The following is a 17,301-nucleotide window of genomic DNA, read 5'->3' on the forward strand; positions in this document are numbered from 1 at the left end:
TTAGTCGCACATCAGAGTTCAGAAAAACTTCCATTAAAAGCGCACTTATTCTTCTAATTTTCCTGTTGCTCTGCTCTGTCCCACTGCTCTCGGTTTCTTTTTCCGAAGACATTTCAGCCATGCTTCCCAGTGGAGAAAATGGTGAAATCAAACGCGATTTTGAACTACTTCAAAAGGCACCGCTGGCCGGGAAAGTACTCATTTCCATATCCAGTAAAAGGATTGAAGAACAAAAACTCACTGAAATTGCCGGAGATTTCGCCCGCAGAATGAACACCCCACTGCTTTCAGTGCAAGACAATTCCGAAATTGATCCACGCGCGGTCATTAATTTTCTACTGCAACAGGCACCAAGCCTGACAACGCAAGCGGACCTGAAAAAACTGCATGAATTAACCACTACAGAAGCAATAAAAAACAATTTAAACGAGACAAAAAAACAGCTGATATCCCCGGCCGGAATGGGCATGCGCAAAACACTCGCTGCTGACCCGCTTAACCTGCGCTCAATATACCTGCAAAAAATCAGTTCGTTACAGAATCTGCCCCGCCTGAGAATAAGCTCCGGGCAATATTTTATTGCCGGAAAAAATGCACTGCTCATCGTAGCCGACTCAAACATTCCCATGACCGATTCCAAAAACAGTCCCAAGCTTCTGGACCGTTTTCAACAAATAAAGACGAGCGTTTTAGCAAAAAGCAAACTCAGTGAAACTGACATCCGTATGGAAATGATCAGTGGGCACAGCTACACCGCAGCCAACAGCTCGGTCATTAAACGGGACATTTTTACGGTCTCAATTATTTCTCTTTGCGCGCTGTCCCTGCTCTTTTTTCTGGCCCTGCGCAACCGGGGGGCATTGTCAATCTTCCTTGCGCCCGGAGTGGCCATCATGGCCGGACTGGGCTGCTGCGCGTTCATTTATAAAGATATGTCGGCAATCGTCATCGGTTTCGGGGCAGTGCTCATGGGCATTTCCATTGACTTTGCGGTGCACACCTATTTTGCGCTGGCAGAAAAGCCGCAGAATAAGCCCGCAGCCCTGCGCAAGGTCGGCAAACCTGTACTTTTCGGGGCCGCAACATCCTGCGTATCCTTTACCGCCCTGTATATTTCCGGCATTCCGGGCATACGCCAGCTTTCTTTATTTTCCGTAGCCGGGATAGTCGCGGCCGGCGTTTATGCCCTGATCTTTGTGCCCCGCTTCTGCAATTCATTTCCCGACCAGCAAAAAAATCAGCCTGCATTCCAAAAAACAGGCCATAAAAAACTCCTCCTCGCGACTGCTTTTATTATTCTTGTTGTCTCAATTGCAGCCGCATTCAGCAATAATTTTGACACTGAACTTAAAAATCTGGGCTACATTTCCAGTGATCTATCCCGCACCGAAGAACATTTTCAGGACAAATGGGGCCGTATGCGCTCCAGCTCCATGCTCTTTGCTTACGGAAAAACAATGGACGAAGCCCTGCATAACAATGAAAAAGCATGGGCTGACATAAGTAATAACCTCAGTGACATGAAGGCGGTCAGCATCGCACCCGTGCTTCCTTCTGCCATAACGGCCCAGAAAAACAGATTGCGCTGGGACGAATTCTGGGATGGCAGAAAATCAATAATTGAACACGATCTTACTCAGCAATCAAAAAAAATCGGCTTTACAGCCCATGCATTCACCCCGGCAATTAATCGCATTTATAGTCCTGCACCAAACCTGAATGCCAAAATTTTCCGCTCCGGTCCGCTGACTTCACTGGCTAAAATGTTTCTCCCTGTCAGCGATAATAGTGCTGAAGAACAAATCATCACCCTGCTCCCGGACAATGAACAGGTGCTTGATTACTACACCCCGCAAAAAGAAAAAGAACTGGGCGTGCGTCTCGTTTCCCAATCCCGCTTCAAATCAGCACTGGAACATGAAATGAAACGGGACATCATCAAGTTCATCAGCTGTTCCGGGATTATGGTCACCCTGCTTATTTTCAGCCTGTTCCGCAATTTTCGCCGTGCAGCATTAGCCCTTTTCCCGGCAGTTTTCGGGGTGGCGGTGACCTTCGGGTTGCTGGGAATATTGCAGATCCCGCTCAATATTTTTCACATTGTGGCATTACCGCTTGTCATCGGCCTCGGAGCGGATTACGGAATCTTCATGGTTTTTCAGGAAATAAGAACACCCTCCGTATGGACCGTCAAAGCGGTCAAAATATCGGGCCTGACCACTCTGGCAGGCTTCGGGGTTCTGGTATTTGCCAAGCATCCCTCCCTGCATTCGCTGGGAGCAACGGTGGCAATCGGGATCAGCGCAGCCCTGTGCTGCGCGGTTTTCGTGCTGCCGCAATTGCTTAGACTGAAGGGGGAAGGACGTGTGTAAGCTCAAACTTCTGCTGCTCCTGCTGGTCTTTATAATTATGACCGGATGCGCATCACGCAGCACAACCGTCCCTGCTAAAACCGAAAATTCATCCACTTATCTGCTGAAACACTCCGGGGTACTCTCCATTGCGGATAAACGGCTGCCCCTGCGCGGCATGCTGCAACTCAAACCAGAGCAGAAAACAGCACGGGTGGTCATGATGAACGATATGGGCATGAAACTGCTGGTGGCTGAAATAATTGCTGACGGGGCGAGCGGTTTTAAATCAAGAAAGCTTTTCAGCTCCCCCTTCCTGCGCATGATTCCACCTTTTTACGATGAATCCATGCGCTGCATTTATGCGATGTATCTCGCCCCGCAATCCGCTGCTTCCTCCAGATCAAACATTGTAACCGAGGGCAGTAAAATTATCGGCAACCGCGAATTTGCCGCCCATACCGTCATCAGCGATCCGCAGGGCAACTACACCCTTGAGCTTTTTCTCAACTCCGGAACGCAAAAGGATTCCTGACCCATGGAACTCACCGAACATATTTCCAAGAGCTGCAGCGATCTTGAAAAATCCGATGCAGGATACACGCGGACATACATTTTCAAGGAATCATTCCCCGGTTTTGACGGACATTTCCCCGGCAATCCCATCCTGCCCGGAGTGATCCAGACCATGCTCGGCCAGACCTCTTCCATGGAAGCCCTTAAGCGCGAGTTCCCGGCTGAAAAACTCAGCCTGCAATCCATAACCCGCTGCAAATTCCTGCGTCCGATACGCCCTATGGAAAAACTTGAACTGAAATTATCCATCAAAACCAAAGGGCTGAACCATATTTCCATCTGCTCACTTGCCGTGAAAGGTGATACCGCCGCCACCTACCAGCTTATCTTCGCACCGGAGGGACTCTAATGGCCCGCAAATCATATTTTCCAAAAATCCAAGGAGCTCCGGAACCGCTGCGCCATGTGGTTAAGCGCAAAGTCCGTTTCGAGGAAGTGGACCCCATGAATATTGTCTGGCACGGTCGCTACCCCAGTTATTTCGAAGACGGACGTACCGCGCTGGGCGACCTCTACGGCATCGGTTACATGGATCTCTACCGCTATCAGGTGGCCGCGCCCATCAAAAAAATGCAGGTGGATTACATCAAACCCCTCCGTTTCGGGGATTCTTTCAGCATTGAAACCCTGCTTCATTGGACCGAAGCCGCGCGCATGAACTACGAATTCATCATCCGCGATGCTGCCGGGGAAAAAGCCACCACCGGATGCACGGTACAGCTCTTTGTTAAAGACGATGAACTGATGATGTACCAGCCTGATTTCTTTGCTGAACTCTGTGAAAAGTGGCAAAACGGCAACCTGCAGACCCTGCACGGCAAGTAGGTCCGGACATACTGATGGCCAAAATTTTCCTTATTTCCGCAAATACCAATGTCGAGCCGTATCCGGTCTATCCCATCGGCATGTCGGTCATTGCCGGAGCTTTGGAGGACGCCGGGCATGAAGTCATCCAGTACGATATGCTGGCCAGCGGAAACTCCCTTGAACATCTGCGTTCCTCATTGACCGGAGCCGCACCGCATTACGCGGGAATCTCCATCCGCAATGTGGATAATGTGGATTCTTTCACCTCGCACAGCAACAAATACATCCACAAGGCCAAGCTCATTGTGGATGTGCTGAAAGAGGCCGGAATCCCGGTCATTGCCGGGGGGGCCGGATTCTCCCTGCTGCCGGAAGAAATACTTGAGTTCACCGGGGCTGATTACGGCATTGTGGGCGAAGGAGAACGGAAGATGGTCGAGCTTATCGGACGTCTGGAAGCAGGCAGGGCTGCAGAGCAGATTTACGGCAGGGAACAGGGCATCCCCGGAAACGAAATCCCTGTTCCACGCTGGGAACCGCAGCTGCTGCGCTACTACATTGCCCAGAGCGGGGTCATCAATGTACAGACCAAGCGAGGATGCGAACACTGTTGCGCATACTGCACCTACCCCTATCTGGAAGGACGCAAAATGCGGGTCCGCCCGGTAAGCGAGGTGGCAGACGAACTGGAAATGCTCCGCAACTACGGGGCTGACAACATATTTTTCACCGACTCCGTACTCAATGACCGCGCAGGTCATTACCTGCTGCTGGCTGAAGAAATAGTACGCCGGGAAATTGAAATCAGCTGGTGCGGATTTTTCCAGCCCGGCCCCATTGAAGATGACGAGCTTGCCCTGCTCAAACGTTCCGGGTTGCAGGCCATGGAAGTGGGTACCGATGCCACCAGCGACACCACCCTCAAAGGGCTGCACAAGAGCTTTAATTTCGGCGAAGTAATAGAATTCAATGAAAAATGTGTGACCCAACGCATTCCCTGCGCCCATTTTGTGATTTTCGGCGGCCCCGGCGAAACAATGGATACGGTCCGTGAGGGAATCAAGAACATGAATTCCCTGCAAAGCTGCGTGGTTTTCCCCTTTTCCGGTATCCGGCTGCACGAGGGGACTCCGCTCTTTACAAGAGCAGTTAAAGAGGGTTTAATCCGGGCCGGTCAATCGCTGCTTGAACCTTTCTACTATTTCTCACCCCGGCTCGATAAAGACGAAATGAACGCGGCCCTGATGCAGGGATTCAAGAAACGCCGAGACAGGCTCTTCCCTCCGGATGAAGGACAGCAACGCATTAACATTATGAAAAAATTCGGATTCCGGGGAATTCTCTGGGATCAATTGATAAAATTTGATGACCAGCCCGCAAATAAAATATCTTCTCAACCAACCGCAGGTTCCGCTCATGCAGGTTAAACCGCTGATCGTTATCCCGGTCTACAACCACGGCGCAACCCTGCGAGATGTGGCCCGGCGGGCCATGAATTACGGCGAAGTGCTCATCGTGGATGACGGCAGCACCGATGGCGGTCCGGCAGAAGTCGGCGACCTTGACCTGACCCTGATCAGCCATGATGAGAATCTCGGCAAGGGTCAGGCCATCCTCACCGCTGCGGAAAAAGCACGCGCTCTGGGCAAAACCCACATCATCACCATTGATGCCGACGGGCAGCATTTCCCGGAAGAGATACCGACTTTTATCGAAGCCATACAGCAGTCTCCCGAAACAATTTTCGTGGGCAGCAGAAATTTTCAGGGCCAAAATGTGCCCGGTGCTTCAAAGTTCGGGCGCAGCTTTTCCAATTTCTGGCTGCGGGTCCAGACCGGAATCAAACTCAGTGATGTGCAAAGCGGATTCCGGGCCTACCCGCTGGAAATTTTCGAAGTGGCCAAAACCTCAGAGACCCGCTACGCCTTTGAGGTAGAGATTCTGGTCAAATCAGCATGGGCCGGATACGATCTCAAAGACCTGCCCATTGAAGTTCACTATCCCGACCCGCAGGAACGGGTTTCCCACTTTGACGCCATAAAGGATAATGTGCGCATCTCCATGCTGAACACCCGGCTGACCATGCGCTCTTTTGTTCCGGTGCCCCACCGCCAGTACGATAAGGATGATGAAGGCAAAATCACCCCCATCCACCCCCTGCGTTCGCTGCGCATCCTGCTCTCCAAGGATGAAACCCCGCTCAATCTGGCCATCGCCGGGGCCATGGGAATGCTGCTGGGCACCCTGCCGCTCATTGCCATGCATTCCATTGCCATCATCCTTTTCTGCGGATTCTTCCGGCTGAGCAAAATCACCGGGCTGGCGGTCAGCCAGTTGTGCATTCCGCCGCTGGTTCCGGCCCTGTGCATCGAGACAGGACACTACCTGCGCTATGACCGCTTCCTGACCGAAATTTCACTGCAGACGCTGGGCTACGAGGCTTTGGACCGTTTTTACGAGTGGGTGCTGGGTTCGCTGGTGCTGGGGCCGTTATTCGCCATAATTATAGGAATTGCGATTTACATTATGGCGTTTACCATTAAACGTTTTTTAGATATGAAACCGCAGCAGTAATTCGGGGCATCCGGCATGGAAAAGAAAAAGAAATGGTCCAGCAGAAGTCTGGCACCCGCATTTTTCCATAATATTTTTTACGGGATAATCCGCATTCTGGGCAGACATGGAGCTTACGGGCTGCTCTTTTTTGTGGTCGGATTTTACAGTTTGCTGCCCGGTGTCAGCAAAAGGCCCGCCGAATATATCCGCCGCAGATTCGGGCCGCAGGCATGGCTGGGCGAAAAACAGCACACTTTTCTGCTCTACTGGAACTTCGGCAAAATGCTGGTGGACCGGGCGGTACTGCGCATACTGGGTGATTTCAAAGCCATCGGCTCTGCTGAAGACAAGAACTGCCTGCAGGAGCTATACGCCGAGCACAAACGGCTGATCCTGCTCACCGGGCATGTGGGCTGCTGGCAGATGGGTTTTTCCTACCTCGATTTTCTGGACGCCCCAAAGGCCGTGGTCATGCTCATGGAGCGCGGAAACGTGGACAAACATTCCTTTAAATGGAAGGAAATCACGGTCATCAATCCGGCTGCGCCCATGGGCGGAACACTTGAGATGCTCACCGCCCTGCGGGAGAATTCGGTGCTCTGCATCAACGGGGACCGGACCATGGGCGAGAGCAGGCACAATGTTCAGGTGGATTTTCTGGGTGGAAAAATCGAACTGCCCATCACCCCGTTCAAAATCGCGGCAACAACAGAAACACCTGTTGCCGTGGTTTTTTCCACTCGTAATAAAGCAGGGGAAGGAATTTTCCGGGTCGCAAAAATAATTCACTTACCCGCAGATACAGGCAAAGGGGAAGTGCGCGGGGCTGAAGCATTTGTCCCCTATGCCCAGAAATTTTCCGCTGAACTGGAAAGGTATTGTCAGGAAAACCCTTACCAGTTCTACAATTTCTACAACATGTGGAATTAACAATTCTTTATACCGAGGTAAATTTGCACACCAAACTTAAAGAGCTGCTCATCGAAGAGCTCAACCTTGTAGACGTCAGCGTAGACGAAATCGAAGATGACGCCCCCCTTTTCGGGGAAGGCCTCGGCCTTGATTCGCTGGACGCGGTGGAAATCGTGGTGCTGGTCCAGAAAAATTTCAATGTGGAAATCAAGAACATGGAAGAAGGCAAGGCTGCTTTTCAATCCGTGAACAGCCTTGTGGACTTCATCAAGGAAAGACAGGCTTAGAAGAATGGACCGTCCCGTCAGCATCTGCGGCCATGGCTGTATCTGCGCCGCCGGAAAGGATACCCGTGCATGTTTTGAAACCATGCTGCATGGGGATGTCCAGCCTGTTTTTGCGCCCGGTTTTTCATACGACCAGACCATGCAATCCCCTGTTTTCGCTGTGCCGCAGGAATGGATCAAAAGACAGGAACAAAATCCCCCGCTGACCGAAACCATGCAACTGCTTTTCCCGGTTGTGGATGAAGCACTGGCCCGGGCCGGACTGACTGCGGACAAGCTGGACAATCTGAAAATAGGCACCTGCATCGGCTCTTCCACCGGGGCTTCGCTCAACTTCAAATCCTTTTACCAGAAATGGCGCGAAGGCAATGAACCGGACCTTGAGGTCATTGAAAGCTACCTGCACTGCAACCCTGCTGCGGCAGTGGCAGAGAAATATGGATTCAACGGCCCGGTACAGACCGTAACCAACGCCTGCTCTTCCGGTACTGATGCCATCGGTATTGCGGCTTCATGGATCAGGCTGGGACTCTGCGATCTGGTTATTGCCGGGGGCGCGGACGCGCTGAGCGGAATTTCCTACACCGGATTCTCACGGCTGATGATCACCAGCCCGCAACGTTGCCGTCCCTTTGATAAGGACAGGCAGGGTCTCAATCTCGGCGAGGGCGCGGCAGTACTCATCCTTGCAAGCGAAAGTACAATGCAGGAACTTGAACTGAATTCCATAGCTCAGGTCATGGGCTACGGGACCAGTTGCGATGCCCACCACCTCACCGCCCCGCATCCCGAAGGCAGCGGACTGAAACAGGCCGTAAGAGATGCCCTTGAACGCAGCGGAATTTCCGCATCCGAAATCGGCTTCATCAATGTCCACGGCACCGGAACCGAAAACAATGACCGCATTGAAGGGCAGGTCATCAACGAACTTTTCCCAACAACCCCGTTCACCGGAACCAAAGGCTTCACCGGACACACTCTCGGTGCAGCCGGGGCGGTGGAAGCGGTGATGACGGTTATGTCCCTGCAAAACGGATTGCTTCCCCCCACCAGTGGCTTCCATGAAGCAGCCGAAGGGGCTAAAGCAATCCCAGTCAGCAAAAAAACCGCCATTGACGCAAAGTACGCACTCAGCGATTCACTGGCTTTCGGCGGAAATAATTCCGCTCTTGTTTTCAAAAAGGGGGCAGCATGATGAGACTGGCCCTGCACGGAATCGGCACAGCCCTGCCTGACCACACGCTGGCAGACGCCGGAAACTCCGTCGATACCTCCGACCTGAACACCTATTTCGCGGCCCGCCGTCTGCGCCGGGTGGACCATTTTACCCGCATGACCATGCTGGCCGGATGCCGCGCCCTGCACGACACAGCAGGAACAGTACAGGAAGACCTGAAAACACCGCTACCCCTGCCGGAAGACATGGGGATTGTCATCAGCACCGGGTACGGCCCCTCGCAGACCATCTTCGAATTTCTGGATTCCATCATCGACCATGGGGCGGGTTGCGCCTCCCCGCTGGCATTTTCCCATTCAGTACACAATATCCCGGCTGCGACCATGTCCGTGTTCCTAAATAATCCCAAGCCTTACACAACGATCTGCCAGCTGCACGGACCGCTTATGGCCGGACTGCAAACTGCCGGATGCTGGCTGGCTGAAGGACGGGTAAAAAAGGTACTCCTCGGACTGGTGGATGAAAAAACTCCCCTGCTGGAAACCAATACCCGCCGCCTGCTGGTGAGAAAAGGACATACGGGAGAGTTTGTCCCGGTGGGTGAAGGGGCTTGTTTTTTCCTGCTCGGCCCGGCTGAAGATACAGATGGATCTGCATACGGCACTCTGGAATTCACAACTCTTTCCGCACGTGAACTGCAAAAAGAAGAACTGCCCGAAGCGGTCATGACCCCTGCCAAATCACTGGACAGACTGGCAAAACTGAATATTTCAGCTGAAGCAACGCAGCAGTCCGACATGCCATGTGCAGCAGGAGCGGAACTGGTCGCAGCAACCATGCAGAAAAAGCAAAGCTGCTGTATCGAACAAACCGGTAACAACTTCGGGCTGATTTCCCTGACCCCGCAAAGCTGATCCATGTCTGCAACACTTACACTTACCACACAGGACATAGGGGAAATGATCTCCTCCGCCCTGCTGGCGGAAATGGATTACAGCCGGAAACTTGAACTCTGCCAAGGCCAGTCCCTTGCTGACGGCTTCATCCCCGGTGACGGTATATTCCAGAATCCGGAAGCAATTCTTGAACGGATCGCCACCCAATTCGGTGTTGATCCGGCACAGCTCTACGGGAATTCCATCGCCCGAATGGCTGAGAGAGTTTTCAAGCAGACAAATGGAAGGCCGCACAGCCTGACTTTTTTCACCTCCGGCAGCACCGGAACTCCTGTGCCTGCCAAATCCGATTTCGCGGACCTTGAACAGGAAATCCACTCCCTTGCCAAACTATTTGCTGACCGCAAACAGATCGTCAGCTTTGTGCCCCGGCACCACATTTACGGCTTTCTCTTTTCCATCCTGCTGCCCAAAGCCCTCGATATCCCGGTTGAATACTGGCCACCGCTGCCCGGTGCGGAACAGATCAAAAAAATGCGCAGCGGAGATCTGATCATTGCCTTTCCCCTGCTCTGGAACAAGCTGCAAAAGCTGGACTGCCGCTTCCCGGAAAATGTTTTCGGGGTCACTTCCACCGGCCCTTGCCCGGCGCAGACCATCACCGGCCTGCAAGCGCAGGGACTGGCCCGCATGACCGAAGTCTACGGTTCATCGGAAACCGGAGGCGTGGGCTATCGCCATGATCCGGCGCAAATGTACAGTCTGCTGGACCATTGGGAAAATACCGGGGATTCGACAATCGTACGAACTTCTATGGACGGGACCAGACGTTCCCATAAACTGCAGGACAATCTGCAGTGGCAGGGCAAGCGGTTCAGCCCCCTGAAACGCACAGACAAGGCAGTACAAGTGGGCGGGATCAATGTTTATCCTGCCCGGGTGGAAAAAATATTCCGGGAATTGCCGAAGGTAAAAGAATGCTCCGTACGGCTCATGCGCCCGGAAGAAGGCGAGCGGCTGAAAATTTTCATAGTTCCAGCATCTGAAACAGAAAACGCAGCCCTTGAAAAAGAACTGCGCAATCTGGTGATTGATAAACTTTCCCGTTTCGAGATGCCCGGAAAATATGATTTCGGCCCGGCACTGCCCGTTTCAGACATGGGCAAACTTTGTGATTGGTGAATAACGGCTACTTGGGGTCCAGCAAATTTTTAGACTCAATCTGCTGGAAGTACCTGAGTGTCTTAACCTTTAGCTCCATTGTAGCCTCATCATCACAGACCAGAATACCTTTACGGTGCAATTGCAGGACAGAAACAGTCCACAAATGATTAACCGCCCCCTCCACTGCATAAGAAACCGCCAGAGCCTTATTCAGTCCCGAAGCAAGCACCAAAAGCTCTTCGGAATCAAGTAGAGTCCCCACTCCCACGGTCAGGGCATAGCGAGGAACAGCTTCGAAATCATTCCCAAAAAACCTTGAATTGGCCTTGCGGGTCTCAATGGTCAAGGTCTTGATTCTGGTGCGGGAACTTAGCGATGACCCCGGCTCGTTAAAGGCAATATGGCCGTCTATCCCCACTCCGCCCACAAAAAGATTAACCCCGCCATAGCTGCGCATTTTCTCTTCATAAGCGGCGCACTCATCCTCAAGGGATGCCGCATTGCCATCAAGCAGGTTGATACTTTCCTCCGGGATATCCACCTGCTTGAAAAAATTCTCGTACATGTAATGCCGATAGCTCTGCTCACAACCTTCCGGCAGCCCCACGTATTCATCCATATTAAAGGTGACCACATTCCTAAAGCTTACTTCACCGGACTGATACAGCCGGACCAGTTCCCGGTACATGCCCAGCGGTGTCCCGCCTGTGGGCAGACCAAGCACAAACGGCTTTCCCGTTTCAGACGAAAAACTATTGATTTTGCGGGCAATATAATGGGCCGCCCACCAGCCGGGATTTTCCTGAACCGGAATCAATCTCATCATGCGCTCCCTGAGTTATCCGAACAAAATATGAACAGATTAACGGAGAGAACGCTTGCGGACAAGGGATGAAATTACCCGGCGACAAGAAATCTTTCACCCGCATCAGACCGAACAGATTAAACCTTTGGACAAATTATCCAGCTGCGGCAGGTACGGCGCAGTGCTGATTTCATACTCCGCAAAATCCACGTAGGATGGCTCCGCATCAGGGGTCACGCTGATTTCCATGCCCTGATCATCAAAAAGCATGCGCATGGGGACCATTTCCTGCTCGCTTTCCGAACACAGGGACTCCCGAGATTCAGGTACAAAAATAAATTCCGCCCCGGAATAATGACGCGCGCTGACCATGCTTAAACTGGTGCAAAGTGATGCCACCTGCCCTTCATTATCAAAGACCAGTGAATTCAGATCGCCGTTGATGCCCACAGCATCGGAATCAAAGGCGGTGATTTTGCCGATGCGGGTTTTAAGCGGGGTCGGCTGGGCAGGCTCAAGGGAACGGATGCGGCCTCCCGGACTGAAGCTGATGCCCACGCGGGTCTTGATGGCACCAACCGGGGTCTGCACGGTGATGTTTTCGTCCGGCCAGAGGGTCAGGGAACGCAATTTTCCGTCCTCATAAAAACAAAGGCTGATAACCCTGGCTGTAAGCGGACCTGCGGGGGTATCGATGGTTAACGGATCAACCAGCTTCCCTTCATCTTCCTGTGTCCAGTAGCCGGAAAGCTTTCCGTTGAGCGGAAAGACCCGTTTCAATTTCCCGGACTTATAGAATGTAACCAGCTCAGCTTCAACGATTCCCAAGGGGGTGAAGACAGGGGTGCGCTCTTCCAGCGGCAGGGACTTAACTGTGCCGTTGGCATAGGTCTGTACCGGCTGCAGGGTTTTGCGGCGCAGATCGTCGGTAGTGTGCTGGGCTACAAGTTCCCCGGCTTCAGTCAGATATGTGCGTCTCATGGTGTTCATGAGTAAACCTCCTCGTCATTGAGCTTGATGAATTCACTGCGGGTCAGAGGCCGCTCAAGGCGCAGGGAAAGCTGACGCACAGCCTCGGTGAGGGTGGAAAGTGAGTCTGTGCCGCAATCAATGCCGTATTCATCAAGGGCATTGCGCACTGCGGCCCGTCCGCTCTTGCCGCCCACAGCCATTTTGCGGGCAGTGCCCACGGAATCAGGATCGTAAGGCTCGAAAAGCTCCGGTGATTTACTCAGGGCATGGGTATGCAGCCCGGATTCACAGGCAAAGATGTCGGTACCCACCACAGCCTTGGTGCGCGGAATGGCAACCTTGGACGCCGCTCCCACCAGCATGCAGGCTTCCTTGAGCACAGTTGTGGAATAACGGGAGTTGCCCTCACGCAGGGCCAGCCGGGCCACCAGTTCTTCGGTAGCGGCAATGCCGGAACGCTCGCCGATGCCGATGACTGAGCAGTCAGCGTAGTCAGCACCCGCTTCAAGTGCTGTGAAAGAGTTGGCCGTAGCCATACCGAAATCATCGTGGCAGTGCACGGCAATATCAATATTCAGCTTCGCTTTAAATTTCCTGACCAGTTTTTCCATGGCAAGGGGAGTGAGTTGCCCCAGCGAATCCGCCAGCCGGACCCGCGAAGTCCCGCAGACCTCGGCATGCAAAGCCATGGAAAGGGCAAAGTCGCCATCCGCACGGGAAATATCCTCAAGGCCCACGGAAATATATTCAAATCCGCACTCCTTGGCCCTGCGCACAGCCGCAGCCAGCTTGCGCAAAATCTCCTGCCGGTCGGAATCCAAACGCTTCTCAATGTGCAGATCCGAAACCGGAACTCCAATATTGATGCGCTTGAGGCCAAGCTCCGCCGCAGTCTCAATGTCCCTTTCCCGGCAGGGGGACCAGACGCTTAATTCGGTATCCCCGCCCAAAGTAAGGGCATGGGCCGCGAAAGGAGCAAGATCATCTTGCCCGACCCAGCCCAGCTCGATCTCATCAACGCCCATGGAAATGAGTGAGGATGCGATGCGCTTGCGGGTTTCCAGATTGAAATAAGCCCCGAATAACTGTGCGCCTTCACGCAGGGTGGTATCGATCAACATAATAATGCTCCAATATGGATTTAAATGTTCAAAATCCATTAAGCATGAACAATGCCAAAATCACACATCCTTCTATCTACCTTAATTTATATAACATCCCTGCCCATCGCCCTCTCCTTACGCAACCTACGAAAATGTATCTTCCTACAATTTTGTACATACATTGAGCTGTAATCTACATTTTTCGCAGGTCTTAACTTTTCTTTATTCTCCATATTTTAAGCCACTATTTCAAACACTTAAGACGTAAAAACACGTTTGGCACACGGATTGCCTTAGGAGAGTCAGCAACAACGAAATTTAATCCAAACCACATGGAGGAAAAAAATGAGAAAGGTAGCAATCTACGGAAAAGGCGGAATCGGAAAATCCACCACCACCCAGAATACTGTAGCCGGACTGGCAACCATGGGCCGTAAAGTAATGGTCGTGGGCTGTGACCCCAAAGCGGACTCAACCCGTCTGCTGCTGGGCGGTCTGGCCCAGAAATCCGTTCTCGATACCCTTCGTGAAGAAGGTGAGGACGTGGAACTTGAGGATATCCGTAAACCCGGTTTCGGTGAATCCTGGTGTGTTGAGTCCGGCGGTCCGGAACCCGGAGTCGGCTGTGCAGGCCGCGGTATCATCACTTCCATCAACATGCTGGAAAACCTCGGCGCATACGAAGAATCCGAAGGCCTTGATTACGCTTTCTACGATGTACTCGGTGACGTTGTCTGCGGTGGATTCGCAATGCCCATCCGCGATGGTAAAGCCGAAGAAATCTACATCGTCTGTTCCGGTGAAATGATGGCCATGTACGCAGCAAACAACATCTGCAAAGGGATCATGAAATACGCTGAATCCGGCGGAGTACGCCTCGGCGGCCTGATCTGCAACTCCCGTAACGTTGATAACGAAAAAGAGATGATCGAAGAACTGGCTAAAAAACTGGGCACCCAGATGATCTACTTCGTACCCCGCGACAACGACGTACAGCGCGCGGAAATCAACCGTAAAACCGTAATTGAATGGGACGACAGCGTACCGCAGGCCACCGCTTACATGGGCCTTGCCGACGCCATCGACAAAAACGAAATGTTCGTCGTACCCACCCCGCTGGAAATCGAAGAACTGGAACAGCTGCTCCTCGATTACGGCCTGATGGAAGCTTAGAAAATTAAAATACCCCCGAAAATTACAAGCCAAAGCGGCAAAGCCCAATAAAAGGTTTTGGGATTCTTAAACCCTTTTGCAAAAGGGTTTAAGCCCCCGGAGGGCCGCCGGAGGCATCTTAGATAAGGAGAACAAATCATGATCATGGTGAGAGCAATTGTAAGACCGGAAAAAGCGGACGACGTACTGGCCGCGCTCATGGACAACGGCTACCCCGCAGTAACCAAATATTCCGTTGCAGGCCGCGGTAAACAGCGCGGCATCAAAATCGGCGAAGTAACCTACGACGAAATCCCCAAAACCATGCTCATGAGCGTGGTCAAGGCTGAAGATAAAGACTTCGTAATCAACACCGTAATGGACGCGGCAAGATCCGGCGCAAAAGGCGCGTTCGGTGACGGTAAAATTTTCGTAACCGAAGTTGAAGACGTCTACACAATCAGTTCCGGTGTAAACGAAGCGGCCCCGGCAGAGGAGGCTTAGCATGAAAGAGGTCATCGCAGTTGTGCGGATGAACATGATGAACCGCACCAAAAACGCCCTCACCGAAGCGGGCATAGATGCTTTCTTCGCCCACGAGGCACAGGGCCGCGGAAAAGGTTTTGTAAACGCTGCAGTACTTGAGGGCGCGGAAGAAGGCTACGAAGAAGCCGCCGCAGTCCTCGGTGAAAAAGGCAAGCTCTACCCCAAACGCATTCTGACAGCTGTTGTTCCCGAAGAATCAGTCAGCGCAGTGGTGGAAGAAATCATCAAGGTCAACAAAACCGGAAAACCCGGTGACGGCAAGATATTTGTCTGCCCCGTAGGCGACTCTGTCAGGGTCAGAACCGGAGAAACAGGCGCGAAGTCCATCGCCTAACCACTCAGGAGAATTATTATGAGTAGCAAGACCAAAGTGGTGCAGTGGGACCCGGCGGACATCAAGGATGAACTTCTGAAGAAGTATCCGCCGAAAGTTGCCCGCAAGCGCGCCAAACAGATTATGATCAACGAAGCGACCGAAAGCGAAGCACCGCCTGAAATAGTCGCCAACGTCAGAACCATTCCCGGTATCATCACCATGCGCGGCTGCACCTATGCAGGCTGTAAGGGCGTTATCATGGGCCCCACCCGCGACATCGTGAATATCACCCACGGTCCCATCGGCTGCGGATTCTATTCCTGGCTGACCCGCCGCAACCAGACCTCTGCCGGCCCTGACGGCGAGAACTACATGCCCTACTGCTTTTCCACGGACATGCAGGATCAGGACATTATCTTCGGCGGTGAAAAGAAGCTCGAAGCAGCCATTCAGGAAGCTTACGACCTCTTCCATCCCAAGGGCATCTGTATCTTCTCCACCTGCCCGGTAGGGCTGATCGGTGACGATGTTCACGCCGTTGCCAAGAAGATGAGAGAAAAATTCGGCGACTGTAATGTCTTTGCCTTCTCCTGTGAAGGTTACAAGGGTGTTTCCCAGTCTGCCGGTCACCATATCGCAAACAACGAAGTTTTCACCCATCTGGTGGGAACCAATGAAGAACCGCGCAAAGAAGAATACAAGATCAACCTGCTCGGTGAATACAACATCGGCGGCGACGGTTTCGAGATCGACCGTGTCCTTAAGAAATGCGGCATCACCAACATCGCAACCTTCTCCGGCAACTCGACCTATGACCAGTTCGCCTCGGCCCAGCACGCGGACCTCAGCTGTGTAATGTGTCACCGCTCCATCAACTACGTGGCCGACATGCTGGAAACCAAATACGGCATCCCGTGGATCAAGGTTAACTTCATCGGCGCGGAAGCAACTGCCAAGTCCCTGCGTAAAATCGGCGAATACTTCGGCGACAAAAAACTCATCGACAAGATCGAAGCAGTGATTGCCGAGGAACTCCCCGAAGTCGAAGCCATTGCCAAGGACGTGCGTTCCCGCACTGAAGGCAAAACCGCCATGCTCTTTGTCGGTGGCTCCCGTGCACACCACTATCAGGAACTGTTCAATGAAATGGGCATGAAGACCCTTTCCGCAGGTTACGAATTCGGACACCGCGATGACTATGAAGGCCGCCGTGTAATCCCGGACATCAAAGTGGACGCGGACTCCCGTAACATTGAAGAGCTCGATGTTGAAGCTGATGAAAAATACTACAAGCCGCGCAAAACTCCTGAAGAGATCAAAGCACTTGAGGATGCAGGCTACGAATTCAAGCACTACGACGGGCTGAACCCGGACATGGATAAAGGCTCAATCATTATTGACGACCTGAACCAGTACGAAGCTGAAAAACTGGTGGAACTGCTCAAACCTGACCTTTTCTGCGCGGGCATCAAGGAAAAGTACTCCATCCAGAAGCTGGGCGTACCCATGAAACAGCTGCACAGCTACGATTCCGGCGGACCATACGCAGGATTCAAGGGCGCGATCAACTTTTACAAGGAAATCGACCGCCTCGTAGGCAGCAAGGTCTGGAGCTACATGAAGGCCCCGTGGCAGGAAAACCCCGAGCTCACCGCCACTTTCGTGTGGGAATAAGGAGATT

At 52.5% G+C, this 17,301-nt stretch carries 18 protein-coding genes; 15 read left to right on the forward strand and 3 right to left on the reverse strand.

Annotation, left to right across the window (positions count from 1 at the left end; all coding sequences use genetic code 11):
• Positions 1-119: 119 nt before the first annotated feature.
• Genes FMR86_RS08715 through FMR86_RS08765 form a run of 11 tightly spaced genes read left to right on the forward strand, consistent with a single transcriptional unit; the run spans position 120 to position 10,744 of the window.
• Complete coding sequence (locus tag FMR86_RS08715) at positions 120-2,372, forward strand: MMPL family transporter (RefSeq protein WP_239057184.1); 2,253 nt, start codon at positions 120-122, stop codon at positions 2,370-2,372.
• Positions 2,365-2,886, forward strand: a complete 522-nt coding sequence (locus tag FMR86_RS08720) for a hypothetical protein (RefSeq protein WP_163350711.1) — start codon at positions 2,365-2,367, stop codon at positions 2,884-2,886. Before FMR86_RS08715 ends, FMR86_RS08720 begins: the two co-directional genes overlap by 8 nt.
• A gap of 3 nt (positions 2,887-2,889) precedes the next feature.
• Positions 2,890-3,276 carry a 3-hydroxyacyl-ACP dehydratase FabZ family protein gene (locus tag FMR86_RS08725; RefSeq protein WP_163350712.1) on the forward strand — a complete coding sequence of 129 codons (387 nt, stop codon included), beginning with the start codon at positions 2,890-2,892 and terminating at the stop codon, positions 3,274-3,276.
• Positions 3,276-3,752 carry an acyl-CoA thioesterase gene (locus tag FMR86_RS08730; RefSeq protein ID WP_163350713.1) on the forward strand — a complete coding sequence of 159 codons (477 nt, stop codon included), beginning with the start codon at positions 3,276-3,278 and terminating at the stop codon, positions 3,750-3,752. The genes FMR86_RS08725 and FMR86_RS08730 overlap by 1 nt, the downstream gene beginning before the upstream one ends.
• Positions 3,753-3,766: 14 nt before the next feature.
• Positions 3,767-5,161, forward strand: a complete 1,395-nt coding sequence (locus FMR86_RS08735; RefSeq protein ID WP_163350714.1) for a lipid biosynthesis B12-binding/radical SAM protein — start codon at positions 3,767-3,769, stop codon at positions 5,159-5,161.
• Complete coding sequence (locus FMR86_RS08740; protein WP_163350715.1) at positions 5,151-6,308, forward strand: DUF2062 domain-containing protein; 1,158 nt, start codon at positions 5,151-5,153, stop codon at positions 6,306-6,308. The genes FMR86_RS08735 and FMR86_RS08740 overlap by 11 nt, the downstream gene beginning before the upstream one ends.
• 15 nt (positions 6,309-6,323) lie before the next feature.
• Positions 6,324-7,220, forward strand: coding sequence for an acyltransferase (locus tag FMR86_RS08745; protein WP_163350716.1), 897 nt, complete (start codon positions 6,324-6,326; stop codon positions 7,218-7,220).
• Positions 7,211-7,489 carry a phosphopantetheine-binding protein gene (locus FMR86_RS08750; protein ID WP_163350717.1) on the forward strand — a complete coding sequence of 93 codons (279 nt, stop codon included), beginning with the start codon at positions 7,211-7,213 and terminating at the stop codon, positions 7,487-7,489. Before FMR86_RS08745 ends, FMR86_RS08750 begins: the two co-directional genes overlap by 10 nt.
• Positions 7,490-7,493: 4 nt before the next feature.
• The gene (locus tag FMR86_RS08755; RefSeq protein WP_163350718.1) at positions 7,494-8,684 is read left to right on the forward strand and encodes a beta-ketoacyl-[acyl-carrier-protein] synthase family protein; all 1,191 of its coding nucleotides are present in this window, start codon (positions 7,494-7,496) and stop codon (positions 8,682-8,684) included.
• On the forward strand, positions 8,681-9,580 hold the full coding sequence (locus FMR86_RS08760; RefSeq protein WP_163350719.1) for a beta-ketoacyl synthase chain length factor: 900 nt from the start codon (positions 8,681-8,683) through the stop codon (positions 9,578-9,580). Before FMR86_RS08755 ends, FMR86_RS08760 begins: the two co-directional genes overlap by 4 nt.
• Before the next feature lie 3 nt (positions 9,581-9,583).
• Positions 9,584-10,744, forward strand: a complete 1,161-nt coding sequence (locus FMR86_RS08765; RefSeq protein ID WP_163350720.1) for a 4-coumarate--CoA ligase — start codon at positions 9,584-9,586, stop codon at positions 10,742-10,744.
• A gap of 7 nt (positions 10,745-10,751) precedes the next feature.
• Here the strand turns inward: FMR86_RS08765 and nagB are convergent, their stop codons facing one another.
• The 3 genes from nagB to FMR86_RS08780 all read right to left on the reverse strand — a co-directional run bounded on the left by nagB (position 10,752) and on the right by FMR86_RS08780 (position 13,624).
• The gene (gene nagB, locus FMR86_RS08770) at positions 10,752-11,552 is read right to left on the reverse strand and encodes a glucosamine-6-phosphate deaminase (protein ID WP_239057186.1); all 801 of its coding nucleotides are present in this window, start codon (positions 11,550-11,552) and stop codon (positions 10,752-10,754) included.
• Between the two features lie 102 nt (positions 11,553-11,654).
• On the reverse strand, positions 11,655-12,521 hold the full coding sequence (locus FMR86_RS08775; RefSeq protein WP_163350721.1) for a hypothetical protein: 867 nt from the start codon (positions 12,519-12,521) through the stop codon (positions 11,655-11,657).
• The gene (locus FMR86_RS08780) at positions 12,518-13,624 is read right to left on the reverse strand and encodes a LeuA family protein (protein ID WP_163350722.1); all 1,107 of its coding nucleotides are present in this window, start codon (positions 13,622-13,624) and stop codon (positions 12,518-12,520) included. The genes FMR86_RS08775 and FMR86_RS08780 overlap by 4 nt, the downstream gene beginning before the upstream one ends.
• Positions 13,625-13,951: 327 nt before the next feature.
• Between FMR86_RS08780 and nifH the strand changes: the two genes are divergently transcribed.
• The 4 genes from nifH (at position 13,952) to nifD (ending at position 17,294) form a co-directional block, all read left to right on the forward strand.
• Entirely contained in the window at positions 13,952-14,779 is an 828-nt protein-coding gene (gene nifH / locus FMR86_RS08785) for a nitrogenase iron protein (RefSeq protein ID WP_163294721.1), read from the forward strand.
• Between the two features lie 135 nt (positions 14,780-14,914).
• Positions 14,915-15,262 carry a P-II family nitrogen regulator gene (locus FMR86_RS08790; protein WP_163350792.1) on the forward strand — a complete coding sequence of 116 codons (348 nt, stop codon included), beginning with the start codon at positions 14,915-14,917 and terminating at the stop codon, positions 15,260-15,262.
• Position 15,263: 1 nt separating this feature from the next.
• Complete coding sequence (locus FMR86_RS08795; RefSeq protein ID WP_163350723.1) at positions 15,264-15,638, forward strand: P-II family nitrogen regulator; 375 nt, start codon at positions 15,264-15,266, stop codon at positions 15,636-15,638.
• 18 nt (positions 15,639-15,656) lie between these two features.
• Positions 15,657-17,294 (forward strand): nitrogenase molybdenum-iron protein alpha chain, encoded by a 1,638-nt coding sequence (gene nifD / locus FMR86_RS08800; protein WP_163350724.1) that lies wholly within the window; start codon positions 15,657-15,659, stop codon positions 17,292-17,294.
• Positions 17,295-17,301 lie beyond the last annotated feature (7 nt).

The organism is Desulfovibrio sp. JC010 (genome assembly GCF_010470675.1).
Classification (GTDB): Bacteria; Desulfobacterota; Desulfovibrionia; order Desulfovibrionales; family Desulfovibrionaceae; genus Maridesulfovibrio.

Coding starts and splice junctions, on each gene's coding strand:
- FMR86_RS08715 (WP_239057184.1), top strand. CDS start 120: ATGCTTCCCAGTGGAGAAAATGGTGAAATCAAACGCGATTTTGAACTA.
- FMR86_RS08725 (WP_163350712.1), top strand. CDS start 2,890: ATGGAACTCACCGAACATATTTCCAAGAGCTGCAGCGATCTTGAAAAA.
- FMR86_RS08730 (WP_163350713.1), top strand. CDS start 3,276: ATGGCCCGCAAATCATATTTTCCAAAAATCCAAGGAGCTCCGGAACCG.
- FMR86_RS08735 (WP_163350714.1), top strand. CDS start 3,767: ATGGCCAAAATTTTCCTTATTTCCGCAAATACCAATGTCGAGCCGTAT.
- FMR86_RS08740 (WP_163350715.1), top strand. CDS start 5,151: ATGCAGGTTAAACCGCTGATCGTTATCCCGGTCTACAACCACGGCGCA.
- FMR86_RS08745 (WP_163350716.1), top strand. CDS start 6,324: ATGGAAAAGAAAAAGAAATGGTCCAGCAGAAGTCTGGCACCCGCATTT.
- FMR86_RS08755 (WP_163350718.1), top strand. CDS start 7,494: ATGGACCGTCCCGTCAGCATCTGCGGCCATGGCTGTATCTGCGCCGCC.
- FMR86_RS08760 (WP_163350719.1), top strand. CDS start 8,681: ATGATGAGACTGGCCCTGCACGGAATCGGCACAGCCCTGCCTGACCAC.
- FMR86_RS08765 (WP_163350720.1), top strand. CDS start 9,584: ATGTCTGCAACACTTACACTTACCACACAGGACATAGGGGAAATGATC.
- nagB (WP_239057186.1), bottom strand. CDS start 11,552: ATGATGAGATTGATTCCGGTTCAGGAAAATCCCGGCTGGTGGGCGGCC.
- FMR86_RS08775 (WP_163350721.1), bottom strand. CDS start 12,521: ATGAACACCATGAGACGCACATATCTGACTGAAGCCGGGGAACTTGTA.
- FMR86_RS08780 (WP_163350722.1), bottom strand. CDS start 13,624: ATGTTGATCGATACCACCCTGCGTGAAGGCGCACAGTTATTCGGGGCT.
- nifH (WP_163294721.1), top strand. CDS start 13,952: ATGAGAAAGGTAGCAATCTACGGAAAAGGCGGAATCGGAAAATCCACC.
- FMR86_RS08795 (WP_163350723.1), top strand. CDS start 15,264: ATGAAAGAGGTCATCGCAGTTGTGCGGATGAACATGATGAACCGCACC.
- nifD (WP_163350724.1), top strand. CDS start 15,657: ATGAGTAGCAAGACCAAAGTGGTGCAGTGGGACCCGGCGGACATCAAG.